The 21,076-nt window shown below is 38.3% G+C and carries 17 protein-coding genes; 1 reads left to right on the top strand and 16 read right to left on the bottom strand.

The genetic code is table 11. The features are described from left to right. Positions 1-350 precede the first annotated feature (350 nt). The 16 genes from IEW67_RS06205 to rhaB form a co-directional block, all read right to left on the bottom strand. Positions 351-1,502, bottom strand: a complete 1,152-nt coding sequence (locus IEW67_RS06205; protein WP_188632193.1) for a transposase family protein — start codon at positions 1,500-1,502, stop codon at positions 351-353. Continuing rightward, positions 1,499-2,413: a DUF4338 domain-containing protein gene (locus IEW67_RS06210; protein WP_188632194.1), complete on the bottom strand. Its 915-nt coding sequence runs from the start codon at positions 2,411-2,413 to the stop codon at positions 1,499-1,501. Before IEW67_RS06210 ends, IEW67_RS06205 begins: the two co-directional genes overlap by 4 nt. A gap of 307 nt (positions 2,414-2,720) precedes the next feature. Further along, positions 2,721-4,394: a ribulokinase gene (locus IEW67_RS06215; RefSeq protein WP_188632195.1), complete on the bottom strand. Its 1,674-nt coding sequence runs from the start codon at positions 4,392-4,394 to the stop codon at positions 2,721-2,723. A 15-nt stretch (positions 4,395-4,409) separates the two neighbouring features. Beyond that, positions 4,410-5,096 (bottom strand): L-ribulose-5-phosphate 4-epimerase, encoded by a 687-nt coding sequence (locus IEW67_RS06220; RefSeq protein WP_308430713.1) that lies wholly within the window; start codon positions 5,094-5,096, stop codon positions 4,410-4,412. Positions 5,097-5,138: 42 nt separating this feature from the next. Next, entirely contained in the window at positions 5,139-6,089 is a 951-nt protein-coding gene (locus tag IEW67_RS06225; RefSeq protein WP_188632197.1) for a sugar phosphate isomerase/epimerase family protein, read from the bottom strand. Positions 6,090-6,193: 104 nt separating this feature from the next. Then, a complete protein-coding gene (locus tag IEW67_RS06230; RefSeq protein WP_188632198.1) occupies positions 6,194-7,258 on the bottom strand; it encodes an autoinducer 2 ABC transporter substrate-binding protein in 1,065 nt (354 codons plus the stop codon). Positions 7,259-7,417: 159 nt separating this feature from the next. Beyond that, entirely contained in the window at positions 7,418-8,374 is a 957-nt protein-coding gene (locus IEW67_RS06235) for an ABC transporter permease (RefSeq protein WP_188632199.1), read from the bottom strand. A gap of 11 nt (positions 8,375-8,385) precedes the next feature. Continuing rightward, entirely contained in the window at positions 8,386-9,366 is a 981-nt protein-coding gene (locus IEW67_RS06240) for an ABC transporter permease (RefSeq protein WP_188632200.1), read from the bottom strand. Position 9,367: 1 nt separating this feature from the next. Next, positions 9,368-10,924 carry a sugar ABC transporter ATP-binding protein gene (locus tag IEW67_RS06245; protein ID WP_229671685.1) on the bottom strand — a complete coding sequence of 519 codons (1,557 nt, stop codon included), beginning with the start codon at positions 10,922-10,924 and terminating at the stop codon, positions 9,368-9,370. A gap of 17 nt (positions 10,925-10,941) precedes the next feature. Beyond that, a complete protein-coding gene (rbsK, locus tag IEW67_RS06250; RefSeq protein ID WP_188632201.1) occupies positions 10,942-11,892 on the bottom strand; it encodes a ribokinase in 951 nt (316 codons plus the stop codon). A gap of 23 nt (positions 11,893-11,915) precedes the next feature. Continuing rightward, a complete protein-coding gene (gene rpe / locus IEW67_RS06255) occupies positions 11,916-12,599 on the bottom strand; it encodes a ribulose-phosphate 3-epimerase (RefSeq protein WP_188632202.1) in 684 nt (227 codons plus the stop codon). A gap of 325 nt (positions 12,600-12,924) precedes the next feature. Next, positions 12,925-13,725: a DeoR/GlpR family DNA-binding transcription regulator gene (locus IEW67_RS06260; RefSeq protein WP_188632203.1), complete on the bottom strand. Its 801-nt coding sequence runs from the start codon at positions 13,723-13,725 to the stop codon at positions 12,925-12,927. A 684-nt stretch (positions 13,726-14,409) separates the two neighbouring features. Continuing rightward, a complete protein-coding gene (locus IEW67_RS06265) occupies positions 14,410-15,171 on the bottom strand; it encodes a DeoR/GlpR family DNA-binding transcription regulator (protein WP_188632204.1) in 762 nt (253 codons plus the stop codon). 88 nt (positions 15,172-15,259) lie between these two features. Next, positions 15,260-17,326, bottom strand: coding sequence for a bifunctional aldolase/short-chain dehydrogenase (locus tag IEW67_RS06270; RefSeq protein WP_229671686.1), 2,067 nt, complete (start codon positions 17,324-17,326; stop codon positions 15,260-15,262). 93 nt (positions 17,327-17,419) lie between these two features. Next, complete coding sequence (rhaA, locus tag IEW67_RS06275) at positions 17,420-18,679, bottom strand: L-rhamnose isomerase (RefSeq protein WP_188632206.1); 1,260 nt, start codon at positions 18,677-18,679, stop codon at positions 17,420-17,422. After that, a complete protein-coding gene (rhaB, locus tag IEW67_RS06280) occupies positions 18,676-20,100 on the bottom strand; it encodes a rhamnulokinase (protein ID WP_188632207.1) in 1,425 nt (474 codons plus the stop codon). The genes rhaA and rhaB overlap by 4 nt, the downstream gene beginning before the upstream one ends. A gap of 378 nt (positions 20,101-20,478) precedes the next feature. On the opposite strand from rhaB, the gene IEW67_RS06285 reads away from it, so the two are divergent. After that, positions 20,479-21,045, top strand: coding sequence for a sigma-70 family RNA polymerase sigma factor (locus IEW67_RS06285; RefSeq protein WP_188632208.1), 567 nt, complete (start codon positions 20,479-20,481; stop codon positions 21,043-21,045). The last annotated feature ends 31 nt before the right edge of the window (positions 21,046-21,076 follow it).

Below are 21,076 nucleotides of genomic sequence, written 5' to 3' on the forward strand. Positions count from 1 at the left end.
GAGCAGAAATCATTCATTTTAGAGAGGATGAAAGCTATCGAATGAAGCATCGTTCTTCCATTTTTGAGGAAAAAAGTGTTCAAAATTAATTAGCGAAAAGTGTTCATTTTCACTTGACGGTTACAGTAGTGCCATTTCGTTTACCATGCGCGCAATATGCATCAAATAATGATATCCCTTCATGGCATTCCAATCATAAGAAAAAATATGTTCATACTGATATCCTTGATGTTTCTCTTTTAAAATATTATTCTCATGCAGCCAACGATTTCGCGCATATAAATTACAGCGCTCGTGTACATTTTTTCGGTTTATAGGCGCACATGAGATCCAGGCAAACCGTGAGGTTTTTACCTCGAATTGCCCTTTCTTATTAACCTCCTCCCAACTTTCCTCGCAAATGACAACGTGCATGGTCTGCACTTTGGCGTTATTTGGTCCATAATTATATTCGATGTCATTGACTGGAATCGTTGATCCCGACCTTTCCATGTCTTTTCATACGTATGTTTCTGGCTTGTATCAAGAGATAATAAAATGTTCACTTCCTTCCATACCGCTAGAAGTGATTTATCTTTAAGCACTACCATAAACTGCCATTTGTTTCTACGGCATACCTCTAAAACGGGACCGTTAGCGTACAGCCCATCCAGTAACAGTGTCGTCGGCAGCTTAGGGAAGTGCTTTTTTAATTGCTTCGTCAGACGGTGAAATGCTTTCGTTTCACAATCCTGCTTCCAATCCTCATACGATTGAATGGATTCCAATTCCTTACTGTTTTCCAAAAATACGCTTTCAAGTGGTATAACCATGCCATTGGAAAAAACGAGAACAGCCTCCAACACATATGCGTAATACTGGTATTCATCGTCACTTCCCGTGATTTTCCGACGAAGAAATCGCTCATCCCATTGTTCCTCCATCGTATACTTTTGTGTCCCATCAATCGCGACAAGATAGCGCTTGTTATACAATAAGTTTTGAAAGATCTTGTTACGTATCAACTTCTTAAGTAACGCAATGTATGTCATTTTTATATATTCTACATCGATTTTTTCCAGAAGGCGGCATAACGTATCTTGATGTGGCATGTCAACAAGTTTCGGAAAGGTGGCCTGTAAGTTTTTCAGTAACTGCGGCCCTGTCATATCTCGATTTGTTTCTCGACGTGATGTCATTTGAAACACAAACATGAAAATACCATAAATCATTAGCACCGTTATTTTGTGCTTTGTTTTCTTTGGACTCCTGGGATCAGGGATTTTTCCCAGTTTTTTAAGCAGTCCCGGCAGGAACCGCCCGTATACCTTGAGCTTTTCTTCCGTTGTCTGTTGAATCATCTGTTGTTCTTCTTCCGGTGTTTTGGAGGAGGACTTACGATTAGGCAGGGTCTGAGTTGGTGGATAGTCTTTTCCTTGTTTTTTCTTCTGATCACGCAGTTCCTGTTGTTTTCTTTTTCGTGCAGCGCGGTTAAGAGCGATGTCTGCGTTATTGATGCTCATTGGCTAACACCGCCTTTTGCGCACAAAATATCTTTGAAGTCTTTGTGCAGTGGATACATATAAATACGCTTTGGGCTGGATAGATACTGGGAATACCGATCCATTCTTCCCCGTCCAGCTGTCTGGCCAACTTCAACCCAGTTGGCAGCCCGGTAACACGTACCTTTATAAAGTGCTGTGTCCACAAAGGTTTCAAGCAGAACTGGAGCGTAACCATAACGATGCTGCCAATCCGCAGGAATTTGCTTGGCTGCCAAAGCCAAAACATGGCTCGCTAAATTTTTCACTTTAACCCATGGGAAAATAAGAAATCTTGTATTATTAACGATTAAATTTAGTCGCTGACTTCGGTCAGCCTCCTTCCACCCGATCCATTGATCCCGATCAGTCAGGGCCCACGCAGAGGCAGAAAATAACATCTCGCCCAGATAGCGGGGACCTTCCTGTGTTGCCCCAACAATAAAATAACGCTGGTAAGCACCAAATTGGCGTTTATAGCCTAATGGGTGATAACGCTCCATATATTCATTCCATAATTGTCTGCTTTCCTTTGTCGCTGCACTTTTCAGTTGAATCGGGGCAACGTCAGACACACCCCCGCATAACTCCTCGCCAGGTTCCGTTTGAGGTCCCGGATGGACCTCTTCTGAACGGCGTTCCGGGGGAGATTGTCTCTTTGGCAGAACAATCTGTCCTTCAGTTTCTAATTTCTTTAAAAGCGTTCGACAGGAAGCGATCTTATATTCTCCATTTGCCGTGAACCATTCCAGCCCTTCGCAAATAGTAAAAGCCAATTCTGTATAACTAAGGTGTGGAAAGAGCTCAACTGTTTCTCTTACATCATCAAGTTCACCTTCCGTAAATATACGTCCGGATATTACTCTGGCATCATTATCAGCATTCGTCGACATCGTGTAGCCCCCTTTTAGAGTAACCCACTATATTGTCTCATATCTGATAAATGGAGTCCAGTCTTCATTTGCGAAAAAATAATTTTTTATTGGTTGCTTAACCCTTGCCCCTCATAGAAAAGAAATTTCATGCGTCAGCTCTGATTGTAGTCTGTTAAAAGTATTGTTCGAATTATTCTGACATATTCATAACTCTTTTTGCATCAATCTAATACAGTCATACTTTAGTTAACAGTAAAAAAACAGGAATTGGATATTCATTCCAAATCCCGTTTCTTTCATTGAATTTTTTGCAGATGTATCGCTATTATTTACTAGTTTGAGATCTTATAGATTTTAATCGGCTCATAACCTCATTTTGACCTCGTCCAAAATTGTCGTGTAATCTAGTGTATTCTTTAAAAAGTTCTTCGTATACTTTAACGTTTTCAGGAATTGGTTTAATGGTTTTGTCCTTTATACGCGCCATATTTTCTGCGGCATCAACAATACTATCATATCCTCCATTTGCTTCTCCAGCCGCTACTGCACCAAACATTGAAGCTCCTAAAGCTGGTGTTTGTGCAGAATCTGCTATTTTTATAATACGATTAGTCACATCTGCATAAATTTGCATTAATAACTCATTCTTTTGTGGTAAACCACCACATACATACAGCTCATCCACTTCTACGCCATTCTCATGAAACGCATCAATGATCTTGCGTGTCCCAAATGCCGTTGCTTCTAGTAGTGTACGGTATATTTCCTCTGGTTTTGTTTGAAGAGTGACACCTAATATTAGGCCACTTAACTCAGTATTAACTAAAACAGAACGATTTCCATTCCACCAATCAAGAGCAATGAGCCCTGTTTCACCAGGTCCATATAGGGATGCTTTGCGTTCCAACCATTGGTGTACATCTATCCCCTCTGACTCTGCCATTTTTTCAACATATGAGGGAGCTGCCTGTTTAACATACCACGCAAATATATCCCCCACTGCAGATTGACCAGCCTCATATCCATAATATCCAGGTATGATACCATCTTCTACAACACCACACATACCTTCAACTTCTACTTCTTTTTCACCCAATAACATATGACAAATGGAGGTCCCCATTGCCATAACCATTTTTCCAGGTGTGACAACACCAACTCCTGGGACAGAAGCATGGGCATCAACATTTCCAACCGATACGAATGTTTGGGAATGCAGCCCCAATAATTCTGCCATTTCCTGTGTGATTTGTCCTGCCGATGTACCTAATGGGACGACATCACCACGCAGTTTGGTTTCAGCTAAATCCTCTAACCTTGGATCTAAAGATTTAAAAAAATCGTTACTCGGGTAACCTTCTTCTTTATGCCATACTGCCTTATAACCAGCTGTGCAACTATTACGTAACAAGTTACCAGTTAATTGATAAGTTACCCAGTCAGTTGCCTCTACAAATTGATCTGTTTGAGCATATATCTCGGGCGCTTCATCCAAAATCTGCCAAATCTTAGCCAACATCCACTCTGATGATAGCTTGCCTCCATATCTGACAAGAAACTTTTCTCCTCGTTCTTCGGCAATCTCATTTATCAGATTAGCATGATGTTGTGCAGCATGGTGCTTCCATAATTTCACCCAGCTGTGTGGGTTGTTTTTCCACTTGTTATCAAAACAAAGAGGAGATCCATTTTCGTTAATTGGAAGGATAGTGCAGGCGGTAAAATCAATTCCAAGTCCAATAATATATTCAGAGGGAACTCCAGATTTTTTAATCACTTCTGGGATTGACTTTTTCAATACATCTAAATAATCATTAGGATGTTGCAGAGCCCATTCAAATTCAAGTTCTTGGCCCATTTCCGGTAATGATTCGTCTATAACACCGTGTGAATACTTGGTTACATGGTCAGCAATTTCTTGCCCATCATCCAACGATACCAGAACAGCACGCCCCGATTCTGTACCAAAATCAATTCCAATTGCATACCTGTTTCCCATGACTGAACCTCCATTCTAATTTTGACCATAATATGAATATTTGCCATGTTTTCTAAAATAATGTTTGTCAAGTAACGCTCGATCGATAGATAGAACATCACCTTTTAACTGTTCGGTCCACATCCCCATCTTAGCCACTTCTTCTAAAACAATTGTATGATTAATAGCCTCTTTTGCACTAGAACCCCAGCTAAAGGAAGCATGACCATGTACTAAAACTCCAGGGGTTTCTTTGTAGTGTCTATTTTTAAATGCTTCAACAATTACATGACCGGTTTTCAATTCATAGTTATCTTTTATCTCTGTTTCAGTCATCGGTCTAGTACAAGGAATGCTCCCATAAAAGTAATCGGCATGTGTAGTGCCCAGCACAGGAATATCTCTTCCAGCTTGAGCCCAACTTGTTGCATACGGGGAATGCGTATGTACAATCCCACCTATTTCAGGAAATCGTTTATATAATAATAAATGCGTAGGTGTATCAGATGACGGCTTTTTACCTTCTACCAATTCTCCATCTAAATTTACAACAGATAAGTTTTCCATTGTCAGCTCCTCATAAGGAACTCCACTTGGCTTAATAATGACCAACTCAGACTGTTTATCGATTCCACTTACGTTTCCCCATGTGAGGGTGACCAGACCATTTTCTGACAAACTCTTATTTGCCAAAAGCACTTCTTTTTTTAATTCATCCAACAATTTTCCCCCTCCTTAATAAAGCTTGTTTATAACTTTTCAATTTTATAACTTAAGTAACTCTTCCTCTCTTTCCTTAAAATAAGAAACTGTTTGTTTGACCAAATGATCCAGTCTATTTTTATCAGGTTTGGCATTCATAGCGGGGTATGGATCTCCACCTGGACCCAATGGTTCTGGCGTCAAAAATTTATTACCCTGATTATATTTTATTATATACAGCGCCATTATAATTGTATCAATGTCCATAAACCCTTCCCCTAATGCTCCTCTATTACTATCGGCAAGATGAAGATTAACCAATTGATCTCCGGCATCAATTATTGCTTTCCCAATGTGAGATTCTTCAGATTGCATGTGATAAATATCTCCATTAATATGTTTGATTGCTTGATGGTTGACTGCCTCTATATAATTCTTAACGTCTGAAATTGTATGATTAAAGCTAACCTCAGCTGCACGTACCGGCTCAATAGCTGCTTTAATATCGTATTTCTTAAAAAAATCACCTAGACTTCTTAACGTTTGAGCACTGCGGTCAAATTCTGTTTCATCGTAAGGTTCCGGACGCCCAACAGCTCCCGGAACGACCAGTAAATATTCCCCTCCTACCGCATTTGTGAATTCAAGTTCTCTTTTTATATAATTAATAGCTTCTTGCCGTTTTTGTGGTATATTGCTGGAAAGATCATTTTCACTTGAATACATACCACATACCCCTGATACTCTCATATCATATTTGTTTAATAAATAAAGTGTCTGCTCAATGTTATAACCGAGATCTTTCCCATAATGGTTTCCATGAAGTTCAATATATTGTAATCCTGCTTCCTTTAATCTAAAAATAGAATCTTCTAATGTTTCAAGTCCAAAACCCCAGTTACTCCATGACAGTTTTAATCTTTCCTGAAAATTCTCTGGAGAACTTTCTTTTAACTTCATAAATTGTTCCCGAATTTTTTCATTATATATTTGAAAGTTTTGTTTTTTCATCATAGTCCTCCTCGAAACAATTATGCTTTTATCTGCAATCTGCGGAATCACTGCGAAGGAAAAAGTAGAAAGTTGCCCCAGGCGATAGTCACGGGGCAACAATTTTTTTAGAAATCAAAATCACCTGCGTTTTCTTTTGTATAATCTTGTGGTGGTCCCATAATAACTGTCTTACCATCATCCTTAACGGAAATTTGACCAATGCCCTCGATTTCTTGACCGTCTTCAGGCATCTTTCCTTCAGCTAACATTTTTCCAAGTGCAACAGTCAAATATCCAAGATCCTCTGGGTTCCATAATACCGCAGTGTCAAGAGAACCATCTTCAAGGTATGGTTGAGAATCAGTTGGTAAAGCAGACCCTACAACCGAGACTTCTTCTTGTAATCCTTCTTCCTGCACAGCTTGAGCAGCTCCTAGTGGGGCAGGAGTAGAAACAGCTAAGACACCATCCAAGTCAGGATACGACTTGATTAAATCAAGCGTTTTTTGATAAGCAACCTGCTGTTTTTCATCTGTCGGTATTTTTTCCGTCACAATTTCAACATCAGGATAATTCTCATCAAGTTCCGCCTTCGCAGCGTCAATCCAAGCATTTAGGTTCGCTGCGGCTAATCCTCCTGTCAAAATGGCAATGTTTCCTTCTTCAGTACCCATTGCTTCTACTAGTTTCTTGGCCATATGACGGCCAAATTCTTCATCATCTACCTGTTTGACGGACAAATCAACTTCATTGGCTGGAGTGTCCCAGTCCATAACATGTATACCTTGATCTTTTGCCTTTTTCAAAACGGGATCTACAGATGCAGGATCATTTGGAGCCACTGCAATCGTATCTACTCCCTGAGAAATCAGGTTTTCAATCTTCTGTACCTGTTGAGAAGCATCTGCCTCGGTAGGACCAGTATACTGTACATTAACACCTAATTCTTCTCCTGCCTTCTCAGCTCCAGTTTCAGATGCATTGAAATAAGGAATACCTACAAGTTTCGGTACAACAGCGATGGATAATTCCTCATCACTGGAAGTTTCACTGCTTGCTTCGCCTTCATTATCAGAATTCCCATCGCTCCCACTATCTTCGTTTGAACTACCACCATCTTCGGAAACACATCCTGCTAGAATACCGAGAATCACTATAATCAACAGCAAACTTAAAGTAAATCTTTTCATAAAAATCCCCCTCATCAGCTTAGCGTAAATTTGTTTAACCTGGATAATATTCAAGGTCAAACTTTAGATTGTCCTAAAGAATATGAATTTCACCCCACACTTCATTCTTTAATCAACCACCCCCTTATAATGATAAACAACACGTTACTTAACTATTTTCTATGCGGTAGAAGCTTGTGTTTCCTTTTTCCTTTTAAATTTATCTGAGAAAAAGTTAAATGTTAGAACGAGAATCAAAACTCCCCCTATAAACACATCTGCTATAGCACTATGGGCACCCAGTAAATTTAATCCATTCGAAATCGTTTGGAAAATGATTACGGCGTAAACCGTTCCCATGACTTTTCCATATCCTCCATGTATATTTGCTCCCCCAAGAACGGCGGCAGCAACACTTTGCAACAAATAAGCGGAGCCAAGATCCACTTTTACAGAATTATACCGTGACGTCATGATAATAGCAGAGATAGCTGCCAATAAACCAACATATAAATAAACTTTCATAAGTACTCGGCTGTTTTTTATTCCCGAGAAATGTGTGGCAACGTCATTATTACCAAACATGTAAACACTTCGTCCCCAGCTGGTTTTATTTAATAGAATAGCAGTCAAAACGATAAAAAAGATAAATATTAAAATGGGTAATGGAATTATCCCCATATAGTACCCATTTCCAATCAAACTATAAGTATCACCAAACCCGGAAATAGAATTTCCTTTCGTTATAGCTAAAATCACACCTTCAAACAGCACCATGGTTCCCAGCGTAACAAGAATTGCCGGAACTCCTATCTTAGATATTACAAAACCGTTGAATGCACCGCATGCAACACCAAATAGAATGGCCACTAATATTGCCGGTATAATTGAAAAACCACTGGTTAACATCAGTGCAGCTCCCACACCGGACAAAGCCGCAACATAAGTAATGGAAAGGTCAATCCCACCCGTAAGAATTACTACCATCATGGCAAGTGCCAGTAATCCAAATTCCGGAAGTTGAAATAAAAAGTTAGTTAAATTGTTTGACCCAAGAAAACCTGGAGCGATTAAGCTCATCAACAAAAATGTACCAAGTGCAATCAGACCTAAAATATTTTCCTTTGAAAGCTTCATTTAATTACCTCCTATGCGACTTCAATTTTAGCAAGTTTTTCTTGTTGTCTCTTATAGCTGATGTGGTCATAAGATACCGCAAATACTATAATCGCACCTGTAACTACGTTCTGCCAAAATGTATCAATTCGAGCTAAAATCATTCCATTTTGTATCAAGGCAAGAAGCAATACACCTAAAAGTGTTCCATGAATCGTTCCACGGCCACCATGAATGTTTGTACCACCAAGAACCACAGCAGCAATGACCGTCAACTCCAGACCCAATAAGCCGTTTGGATCAACCGCTTTTGTGTATGCTGTTTGGGCAATTGCAGCTATTCCACATAAAAATCCCATATAAGCAAATACGAACAATTTCACTTTTTGGTAGTTAATGCCCACACGTATTGAAGATTGTTGATTACCTCCAATTGCCATGACTGAACGACCAATGAATGTGTGTTTTAAAATATACCAAGTGAGTATTGCCACAAAGACCAGTATAAAAATTAAAATTGGTATACCGAATATTTCGACATTTGAAAAACTAAGAAATGACTTTGGAAAGTTTGTGCTGTTTAAATATCGACCGTTTGTAAAATAAAGCACTAAACCATTAATAATATTTAAAGTTCCTAATGTTACAACAATTGCTGGGATCTGGATTTTCGAAACCAAAAGACCATTGACTGAACCTATAAGTAAACCTATAACAGGAGCGATTAGGAAAATGATCGCCAATGAAATCCAACTATCTGGGAGATAACTGAATAGAGCTCCAACTGAAACAGCAACGGCGGTTGTTATGGCCGCAACCGAAACATCAATATCACTAGTAATGATTATTAAGGTCATTCCGATAGCCAATATACCCATTACAACATTACCTTCAACCACATCCAACAAATTACCGATTGTAAGAAATGCAGGACTTACAATTGATAATATAATACTAATCACAACAATGATTGCGAAAATACTGAATTCTTTTTGTCTTAAAAGCGATTTCATACTAAACCTCCTGGGTGACCTCATCTGAGTGATTTGCAACTTGATTCGTTTTTACATTCCCCGATCCTTCCAATGAATAATTCATAATTTTTTCTTGCGTCGCCTCTTGAACCCCCAGATCGCCTGAAATGCGCCCTTTGCGCATAACGAGTATTCGATCGCTGACTGCTAATATCTCAGGTAATTCTGAAGAGATTACGATAACTCCTATTCCATCATTAGCTAGTCTTCGTATAAGTTTATGAATCTCTGTTTTGGCGCCAATGTCTATACCATTCGTAGGTTCGTCAAAAATAACAACGCTAGGGTCTGCTGATAACCACTTGGCAATGACAACTTTTTGCTGATTTCCCCCAGAAAATTTTTCAGCATTTAATTCAGGTAAAGGGGGACGTACATCCAGTGTTTTAACATATTCATCTGCTATTTCAACTTCTTTTTTTCTGTTAATAAGTTTAAATTTATTTCGTAACTTCTTAATGACTGGTAATGAAATATTATTAACAATCGATTGTTCCAAAACCAGTCCTTGGGTTTGTCTCGCTTCTGGTATATAAGCGATACCATGTTTGACAGCCTGTTCAGAGTTTTTAATCGATATTTCCTTATCAAAAAGCTTTACAGATCCGGTATCTGGAGAACTTACTCCGAATATGGCTTGGGCCAATTCCGTGCGCCCTGAACCAACTAGTCCAGTAAGTCCCAAAATTTCTCCTTTTCTTAAGTCAAAAGATATATCTTTAAAATTTCCTTTTTTAGAGAAATTGCTCACATTAAGGATTGTTTCACCAACCTCAGTCTTCGATTGATTTTTTTCATAAGTAACACTGCGGCCTACCATCATTTTGATCAATTCCTGCTCAGTCGTTTGATTGGCGACATAGGAACCCACAAACTTACCGTCACGCAATACTGTAAAACGATTTGAAACCTCAAATAGTTCCCTAAGCTTATGACTTATGAAAATGATTGATATACCGCGCTTTTTTAACTTGTTGATCACTTTATAAAGCTTTTCCACTTCATCAGATGATAATGAGGAGGTTGGTTCATCCATTACAATTAATTTGGAATCAAATGCCAGTGCTCGAGCTATTTCAACTAATTGCTGCTGCGCAATACTCAGCTGTTCAACAACAGAATTTGGATTAATATCCGATTCCAATTCATTTAATGCATCCTCAGCTTTGTTTTTTATTTTCTTCCAATTCATTTTGTTCCACGAGCGTTTATGACTGTCCTGCCCGATATAAATATTTTCTGCTACGGATAAATTCGGGAACAGACTCAAGTCCTGATAAATGATAGAAATCCCTTTCATAGTCGCATCATTAGGCTTATTGATTTCAATTTCATTTCCTTCAAAGAAGAACTGCGCCCCTGCGTCCGGTTTGTGTATACCTGCTAATATTTTAATAAGTGTAGACTTACCTGCTCCATTCTCACCAACTAAAGCATGAACCTCCCCATGCTTAACCTCTAATTCAACATCATCCAATGCTTTAACACCAGGAAAAGTTTTACTGATATTTTTCATTTGCAAAATAAATTCACTCAAAATGATCGCCCCCTTATTTACACTGAGCTTTCTTTTAAATAGCAATGTGTTAACCCTTTTTTCTTGCAAAAATCATTCACTTCATCAATTGTCGGAATTCCCATTTGCGCGCCCAGCTTTGTTACTTTCAATGCCCCAACGGCCGTTGCAAAGTGAGCTGCCGATACAAGATCGCATCCATTTGTTATTGCACAGGCTAAGGCACCTGCAAACGCGTCTCCTGCCCCAACGCTATCAACAGCTTCAACAGAGATGGATGGGATGTATTCCCATTCTCCGCTTTGATACACTACAGAACCCTTATCACCCATTTTAATGATGGAATTTTTTATACCCATATTTTCAAAAGTTTCAGCTGCCATTAAAGCGTTATCAATATCAACCACATCAATTCCAAGCATATAATAAGTTTCCTGGCGGTTGGGAGTGACAATGTCTGCATAATCCAGGGCTTTGATTGTAATACCTTCAGCAGGAGCAGGATCCAAAATAACATACATACCTTTTTCCTTTGCTAATTGCATCGCTCTGATAACAGTGTCTTGTGGCACTTCCATTTGTACCAGAAGAACTTCACTATCATGGATTTTATTGAAAGCATTTTCAACATCATTTATATTTAAATCTTCATTAGCACCCTTTAATACCAACATCGTATTTTCAGCCGTTTGGTCAATTGTAATAATCGCTGTTCCCGTAGCCAGTGAATCAGAACGTTTAATAAAATACGTATTCACATTTGATTCTTTTAAACTATCAACTAGTTTATCTCCATATATATCATTACCGATAGCACCAATCATGTTTGCCGACTTCCCTAAACGGGCAACAGCTGTAGCTTGATTTGCGCCTTTGCCACCGGGTAAATACTCAATTTTGTTCCCAAATATGGTTTGACCTCTTTTTGGGTATTTGTCTGTTACTGCAACGGTATCTATGTTGATGCTCCCTACCACTGTTACATTCATTTGTTACCGCCCTTTACTTGAATTTAGGATTCAGCCGTGCTGCAGCGGCTGTTCATAAAATTGTTCAGTTCATCCATTGCTTGTTCCAAAGATTTATCCTTTTTAAATAAAGAGGAAGTTCCACACACCAACATATCCGCACCTTTTTCCAACACCTTTGGAATAGTTTCATAACTTATATTTCCGTCCACTTGGATATCAATCGATAAATTGTTTTCCGCTATTAATTGATTTAAACGCTCAATTTTATTATAAATTAGTGGGATAAACTTTTGACCTGCAAACCCAGGGTTAACAGTCATTAAAACCACATAATCAATCATATCCCATATATAATCCAAATTATAAAGTGGTGTGGAGGGATTTAATGCAACCCCCGCTTTTAGGCCTCGATTACGTATAAGTTGAAGGGTTCTCTGTAAATGAATAGTTGCTTCGGCATGAACCGAAATCATATCTGCGCCTGCCTCAATGAACACGTCTATATATTTTTCCGGCTCTTCAATCATAAGATGTATATCAAATGATGCTTTTGTTAATTGTCGCAACGATTTAACAATTTCAGGCCCCAAAGTAAAATTCGGTACAAAGCGGCCGTCCATGACATCAAAATGAAAAAAATCCACTCTTTTATGATCTAACCTTACAATAGTCTCCTGTAAATTTCCCATATCCGCACACATTAAAGACGGTCCCAATTTCACCATTTAACTCCCCCCTAGACTCGATCAACCAATCAAATTCACATGATTGGCTATGAAATCGTTAACATTAGATTCAAAAAATAAAGATTTAAATAATCACAATCTTCATCTTGTATTATACTATAGCATTTGTATTTTTGTTTTTCAACAAAAAATATTGTTTTATCAGGAGATAATAAACATTTAATTATGTGTTTACCCAACATACAACTTTGAAATAAAATATATTCGCAAATTCATCCCAAAAAAACAGTGATCTAAAATTCTGTCTAAATGAAAAGAATGAGCTATTATAATATAAATATGAATTTCAAAAAGCGTTACTGAATTATCCATCATCACCAAAATGGGATTTAATTCCAAGGTTGTTTAATTCCTTAATCTTCTCAATGGATACTTTATTATCTGATATTAAATAATCTACATCCTCCAATTCGCACAATCCAATCAAAGACTTTACCCCGAACTTACTGTAATCAACTAAAAGGAATAGTGTTTCCGATATATGCAACAGTTGTTTTTTTACAAGTGCTTGCGCTTCATGTATTTCACTTACCCCTCTATTGATATCAATCCCCATACAGGAAAAGAAGAATTTATCAACATGATAATCCTGGATCACCCTTTCTGCGAAATTACCTACAAGTGACATAGATTCCTCCGATGCATATCCGCCAATTAATATAATTTCAATCCCTTCTTCTTTAACTAATTCTAATGTAACTGGGATCGAATTAGTAATAACTGTCAGACTTTTATCTTTCAAATATTTAGTCATTTGTAAGCTTGTTGTACTAGCGTCAATAGCAATGATATCTCCATCTTCAACAAATGAAGCAGCTTTTTTCGCAATCATCTCTTTCTCCTCAATATGAGATTCCTGTCTTTTTAGAACAGGAATCTCCACTCCGTCATCAAGATAATGTTTAACTGCACCTCCATGTATACGATTTATAAATCCATCCCTTTCAAGTCTCTCTAAATCCCTCCTTATCGTTTCCTCACTTACCTCAAACGTTTTACTTAATTCAGAGACCCTTGCTGATCCGTTTTTCTCTACTATATCCGTAATTCTCTGTTGGCGTTCATTTAAGAATATAAATGGGTTTTTATTTGTTACATTCCTCATTTGTCATACCCCTTTTTTATAATAATAATTTATCAAACAGTACAGTATTATCTTATCAGCGGAACTTCAATTTGTATATCAGACAAAAGTATGTGGTTTTTTCTTTTGTTTACTATGGTTAATCGTTTTGTTTTGTGTGCATTCAAGTTAATCAACAATCTTATCATCTGGTGTACTTTAAACATAGTCCAAACCTGAATAAAGGATTACTTTGTAAAATAGTACTGATTTTTCTTTCTATTTGTATAAAAGAAGAAACAGGAACCGGAAATAAACTTTCCGATTACTGTTCCTTTTAGGCATACATTAACGTTTATTTCAATATCTGTACTAATGCTAAGTTCTTTTATGAAACTGCCACATGAAACAAACTAATTGGCTGAATCTTTGTTCGCTTTTTGAATTTTTGATGCATGGGTCAGTTGCCTTACTTGAACTTTTGAGGATATAACAATATAACTTTTGTGCAACGGACAAATAAATGATATAAACTTGGTTATCAGCATGTTTGCGCTTCAAAATGATCCACTTATACAACCGTCAATTCAAATATTTCAACCGAACATTTGCCGACCTCTGTTGGGTAGATTTCGCATATACAGGGGAAAAATAAGGAACCTTTCACTAAATTACCATTCCCATTTATAAAATCATATCATTAATTGACAGTCTCAAGGGCTTTATCTAAACCTTAATTAAATGAAGTGACTTGTCTTTCAGCTGTTTTATAAAGCGACCGTCTACTTTACCATCAGCAATAATATGATTAATCATACCCAAGTTGCTAATATGAGAAAATGTTTGGATACCAAATTTACTGTGATCAATCATTAAATACACATTATCAGCGCTCTGAATCATCTTTTTTTTCATTCGTGCTTGCTGTTCGTTCGATTCGCTTATGCCATGATCTAAATGAAGTCCCTTGCATGAAATAAATGCTTTTTTAACGTGATAATTATCTAATGAGTCTTCAGCTAACGGGCCGACGAATGATAATGACTCGGATAGTAATATGCCACCAGTAGATATAACTGTGATTTGATGTTTTGAGCTCAACTCCATGGCTACCTTAATAGAATTGGTTAATATCGTTAATGAAATATTCGGAAGCGATTTTGCCATATACCAAGCGGTAGTACTCGCATCTAAGATTAACTTATCTCCTTCTGCCACTTGTTTAACTGCTTCGACCGCAATCTCTCTTTTCTCATTAACGTTCATTATCTCTCGTTCGAAATAAGGGACTTCCAATGAATCAGGCGAGGTCACACTGATCGCTCCCCCATGACTGCGTGACAGCTTCCCCTCTTTTTCTAACTTTTCTAAATCCCTTCGTATAGTTTCCTCGGTTACTGAAAAAATTCGACTTAATTCTGTCACACGTATACTTTTTCGTTCATTTACCATTTCCACAATATTTTGCTGTCTCTCAGCTACAAGCATTGACTTAACCTTCCTTTACTACCAGATATCTGTGTTTTGATTAAATATTCAACTCCCTACAAAGACACAGAGAATTTGTGATGTTCACTTACCTAGTGAATGCCGCTGCTACACCACCATCAACAGTTATCATACAGCCTGTTGTTTTAGCCGCTTTAGAAGAAGATAAAAACGCTATCGATTCTGCAATGTCTTCCGGGAGAATATTAACATTTAGAATCGTACGTTTTCTGTAATGCTCTTCTAGCTCATCCGCTTCAATCCCATATGAGGACGCTCGTTCCTCTTTCCAATTTGAGTCCCAAATTTTCGAACCACGGATGACAGCATCAGGCAAAACAGAGTTAACACGGATACCATGTTGGCCGCCATCTGCAGCAACTGTTCTGGCAAGATGTACTTCAGAAGCTTTAGCTGTACTATAAGCGGCTGCGTTTTTACCAGCATAGATGGAGTTTTTCGAACCAACAAAAACCATGCTGCCGCCGATTTCCTGTTCTTTCATAAGCTTAAACGCTTCTCTTGCAACGAGGAAATATCCAGTTACCAGAACATTGATATTCAAATTCCATTTTTCCATGGTCGTGTCTTCAAACTTACTGGAACTTGCCAATCCAGCATTGTTGACAATTATATCTAATCCGCCATATCTCAGAACAGAACTCTTGAAAGCTGCTTCTACCTCTTCCTCTTTCGTAACATCCATTTTCACCGCAAATGCACGGTTTTGACCGTAGCGTTCATTGATTTCGTTCGCCAGGTTTTGAGCCCCTTCTAAATCGATATCAGCAACTACGACATGAGCCCCTTCTGATAGTAGACGTTTACAAGTTGCGCTTCCGATACCACCAGCACCGCCGGTTACAAATGCAACTTGACGGGAAAACTCAGCTTCCGGTGGTGCTAAGCTTAATTTATAAAGCTCCAGCTGCCAATATTCGATAGCGTAGGACTCGGCCTCATTAAGGGATATAAAATTCCCAAGCAGTGTAGCACCACGCATCACGGCTACCGCTCGATGGTACAACGATTCACTTACATTAGCAGCCGACCAGCTCTTGCCTGTATTCACCATACCAATGCCGGGAATTAACATGACACGTGGAGCTGTCTCAGTGATTTTGTCTCCTTCTGATTTATTCCGTTCAAAGTAAGCAATATATTCTTCCTTAAATGCTGCGACACCTGATTTAATAGCTTCAATTAAACTATCAATATCCTTACCTGCCGGTTCCCACTCTACATACAACGGAGCCCGTTTTGTATGAACAAGGTGATCCGGACAAGCAGCACCAATTTGTGACAGCTCTTTAGCATGTTCACTGTTTACAAACTCGAGAACCGCTTTACTATCATCATTTGTAACAATCATTTTTTTATCGGAGCTAACCTGTCCGCGAATAACTGGCAGTACTTGTGCAAGGATAGTTTCTCGCTCTTCTTTGCTCAATGAATTGTATTTTTGTCCACCAAAAAGTGTTTTGCCTTTTGCTTTGGCTTCAAAGTAATTCTCAGCCTCCTGAATAACAGAAATGGTTTTGTCATAGCTTTCTTTAGAAGCTGCCCCCCATGTTACAAGTCCATGCTTTTCCATGATTACCAAGTCAGCGTTTGGATTGTTTTGAACACCTTCAGCAATCATTTTAGAGAGCTTAAATCCCGGACGAATATATGGTATCCAAACAAAACGGTCACCATAAATTTCTTTTGCTATTTCCTCTCCATTATCAGCACACGCAATACTAACGATGGCATCAGGATGGGTATGATCAACATGTTTAAATGGCAAAAATGCATGAAGCAATGTTTCAATGGAAGAGCGCGGATGTTTTGAATCAATCATGCAATGTGACAAATACTCCACCATGTCTTCATCGGACATATCATCTTTTTTCATTAACGGTCTAATATCTTCCATTTTTAAACCGGTGAAGTTTTTTGCCCCCATTGTTGCAAGATCAGAACCACTTCCTTTTACCCACATTACTTCGATTTCATCGCCTTTAAAGTCTGTTTCTGTTGTTTTTGCAGATGTATTTCCGCCGCCCCAGTTAGCGACTGATCGGTCTTGACCTAACAAATTTGAGCGGTATACAAGTTCATCTAATCCTGTTTCAAAATTAGTTTTATTGTTATCCCAACGATTTTGTACCAATAGAACAACCTCCTGTATATAATTCTTACGTAAGTGTATCATTATTTTGTTTATTTTTTAATATTTTTATTTACTTTTGATTTTGCACTAAATCTATTGTTTTCTTTGAGACAAAACAGATTTCTCATATTTATTAACCTCATCCAGCCACGCCTCTTTTACCGGCACACCCATTTGCTCACAATAATAATCCCATATAGCACCAAATGGATATGTTTTTAACTCTTCCATCAATGCCAATCTCTCGGTAAAGTTCCCTTCTTCTTGTAATTGTTTCAAATGTTCATTTGGCGTCAACAAAGCATATAACAATGCCTTTATCATATTCCGCGTTCCGATTGTCCATGCTGCAACACGATTAATGCTAGCGTCAAAGAAATCCAGACCAATCGACACTTTATCCAATGCATCATTGCGGACAAGTTCCAAGCCAATTTCACGCAGTTCGTCATCTAAGATAATAACATGATCACTGTCCCAGCGAACCGGCCGTGACACATGCAATGCAAGTTGATCACTATATAAGAGCATAGCCGAAATTTTATTGGAAACGACCTCGGTCGGATGATAGTGTCCTGTATCCAGCAAGCATAACTTATTGTTCTTCAGGGCGTAACCCATGTAAAACTCATGTGACCCGACAACATAAGCCTCTGAGCCAATACCAAACAGTTTGCTTTCCATCGCGTCAACATTGTATTTTTCATCAGTCTCTACTGAAAATACTTCATCTAAAGAATCTTTTAATCTTTTTCTTGGTGTCAAACGATCACTTGGGATATCCTTATAGCCATCCGGAATCCAAATGTTCGTTAACGCTGGTGTACCCAGCTCCCTGCCGAAATATTCACCAATTCTGCGGCTCGCAATCGCATGACGAATCCAAAAATCTCTAATTTTTTTATCGGGATGTGCCAATGTTAAACCGTCATCTGCTTTTGAATGTGAGAAAAACGTTGGGTTGAAATCCAGTCCTAATTCATGTTTTTTCGCCCAATCAACCCAATTCTTAAAGTGTTCGGGCTTAATTTCATCCCGATCAACTACTTTACCATTTGTTTCGCCATAGATGGCATGCAAATTAATGCGATGCTTGCCGGGAATAAGCGAAAGCGCTTTTTCCAAATCACTTCTTAATTCTTCAGGCGTAGCTGCTTTTCCGGGATAATTCCCGGTTACGTCAATTCCACCCGATAATTCTTGTTGATCGGCTTCAAATCCGCCGATATCATCACCCTGCCAGCAATGAATTGAAATGGGTACCTGCTTTAACTGCTCTAACGCTGCGTCAACATCGATTCCCCATTTTTCATAGTGTTTTTTAGCTTCCTGATAATTTTCTTGAATGGTCATTTTAATCCCTCCGTTTTGTGTTTACTCCTAAATACCTTCATTTCAAAAGAGTTCTTAACGATTTGTCTGGCTTTATTTAAATTTTCTATTTCTCCCAAACCAATCAATTGGGAAACCAGATTACCTATGGCAGTAGCTTCAGATGGTCCTGCAAATACTTCTTTTTCAGTGGTATCGGCTATTAATTGGTTTAACATTTCGTTTTGCGACCCACCACCAATTACATTAATCGTTTTGAATTCCTTTTCATAAATTTCTTCAATTTGATTAATTGCTGTTTGATAACTTTTAGCTAAACTATCAAACACACATTTTGTTACTTGGCCTGGAGTCTTCGGAATAACTTGGTTCGTTTCACTGCAATACTTTTGAACCTCTTCTATCATGTTTTTTGGTTTAAGGAATCTATCGTCATCAACATTAACCGTTGAATGAAAATCGCCCGTCTCTTCAGCCATTTTTGCAAAATCAGCGAAACTATAGCGATCATTATAATTTCTTTTTATTTCCTGGATCATCCAAAGCCCCATAGTATTTTTCAAGAAGCGGAAGCGATAATTAATGCCGCCTTCATTTGTGAAATTATAGTCCAGCGCTTTCGTGACACAAATCGGGAAATTATTTTCCACACCAATTAAAGACCAAGTGCCTGAACTAATAAAAATCGTATCATCCGATTCGAGAACAGATACTACTGCTGAGCCAGTATCATGTGTGGCAGGCAGCAGCACCTGCATATCAAAGCCAAATTCGCTGGATAATTCCGGCTTGAGTTTCCCTAATTCTGATTTAGGCGGGAAAATTTCCATAAACATTTCCTTATTAATTCCTAATTGACCAAGTAATTCTTTATCCCACTTCTTCGTAAATGCATTAACCAATTGTGTAGAAGTTGCATTGGTATATTCATTTGCTTTCTTCCCAGTCAACAGATAATTTAAATAATCCGGTATCATTAAAAATGACTTTGCTTTATTAAGTATTTCCGGATGATGCTTTTTAAGATAATACAATTGATAGATCGTATTAAACTTTTGAAACTGAATTCCTGTTTCCAGGTATAATCGCTCTTTGCTAATAAGCTGAAAGACTTCCTCCATCATACCGTCTGTTCTCGGATCACGATAAGATACAGCATCTGTGAGCAACTCATCTTTTTCATCCAATAGAACAAAATCAACGGCCCAAGTATCAATCCCTATACTTTTTGGCGTGAATCCCTGATCTCGACTTACATGTGTGCCTGTCACAATTTCGGCATACAGTGCTTGTAAATCCCAGCAAAAATGCTCATCCTTTTTGATAATTTTATTTTCGAAACGATGAACTTCCTTTATATTTAATTTCCCATTTTCCATATAGCCTGCAAACATTTTACCACTTGAAGCTCCAATATCCATCGCCAAGCTGCATTTAACCATACTGACCCTCCACCATAGCAGTATTTGAAACTGCTTTTTAAAATTATCTCACCGTTCATGGAAACGTTGTCATATACAACAATAGATTTATTGGATGCAAAAGTCAACAATTATAAACAAAAGTAAACAAAATAGACTTAATCTTTTTTTACTTTCTCTATAACAGGCAGAATCATTTCATAAATATCAGCCGATTTTACTTTTTTACTATAGGATCACAATACCTGTTTTATATAAATCACAATTAAATCTTCCTCGATAGTTAGCTTCATTAATATTCAATTAATAAAATTTTTCCTCAAACGATGCCACTTTTTCACTGCTTCTTTCGATTATAGGGGTGAAAGCAATCTACCCAAATTGCAAAGGAGCTATCATATGGACAATCAATTGACTTTTGACGACGTTTTCGAGCAAAACAAGCGGCGAATTCACTATCAGATTCACAAAATGCACATTCAAGATCCGCATCAGGAATTTTTCCAGGAAGGGTTGATCGCGCTCTGGAATGCCCATGAATCGTACCAGCCGGATAAAGGGCCCATGGCAACGTATTTCAATTATATCATCCGGAACCGCCTGATTGACCGCATGCGCCGCGAGACCCGTTGGGAAGACGTGACCAGGAAAGCTATTCACGAACAAACAACACAGTACACCGATGGCAACTATCACCGGTCTGCGGAAGGTTCGCATGCCATTGCCGCCTATTACTCTCTTCCACTGGACGACACCAGTCACTGGGAAGTGCTCCGTTCTCAATTGACTGACAAACAATGGACATGGGTGGAATGCTTTATCATTCACGACATGTCCTGCAAACAAATCGCTGAACAAGAACATACGACAGTTGAAGCGGTTAAAAACTGGGGGCGGCAAGTGAAGAAAAAATTAAACGATCCGCATAGTTGCGAAGTACTGCTGCACGGTGATACTGAGTTGTAACACCCCCACTCTCATATAAAATATTTAGCAA

Origin of the sequence: Lentibacillus kapialis (assembly GCF_014646635.1) — a bacterium.
Classification (GTDB): domain Bacteria; phylum Bacillota; class Bacilli; order Bacillales; family Amphibacillaceae; genus Lentibacillus; species Lentibacillus kapialis.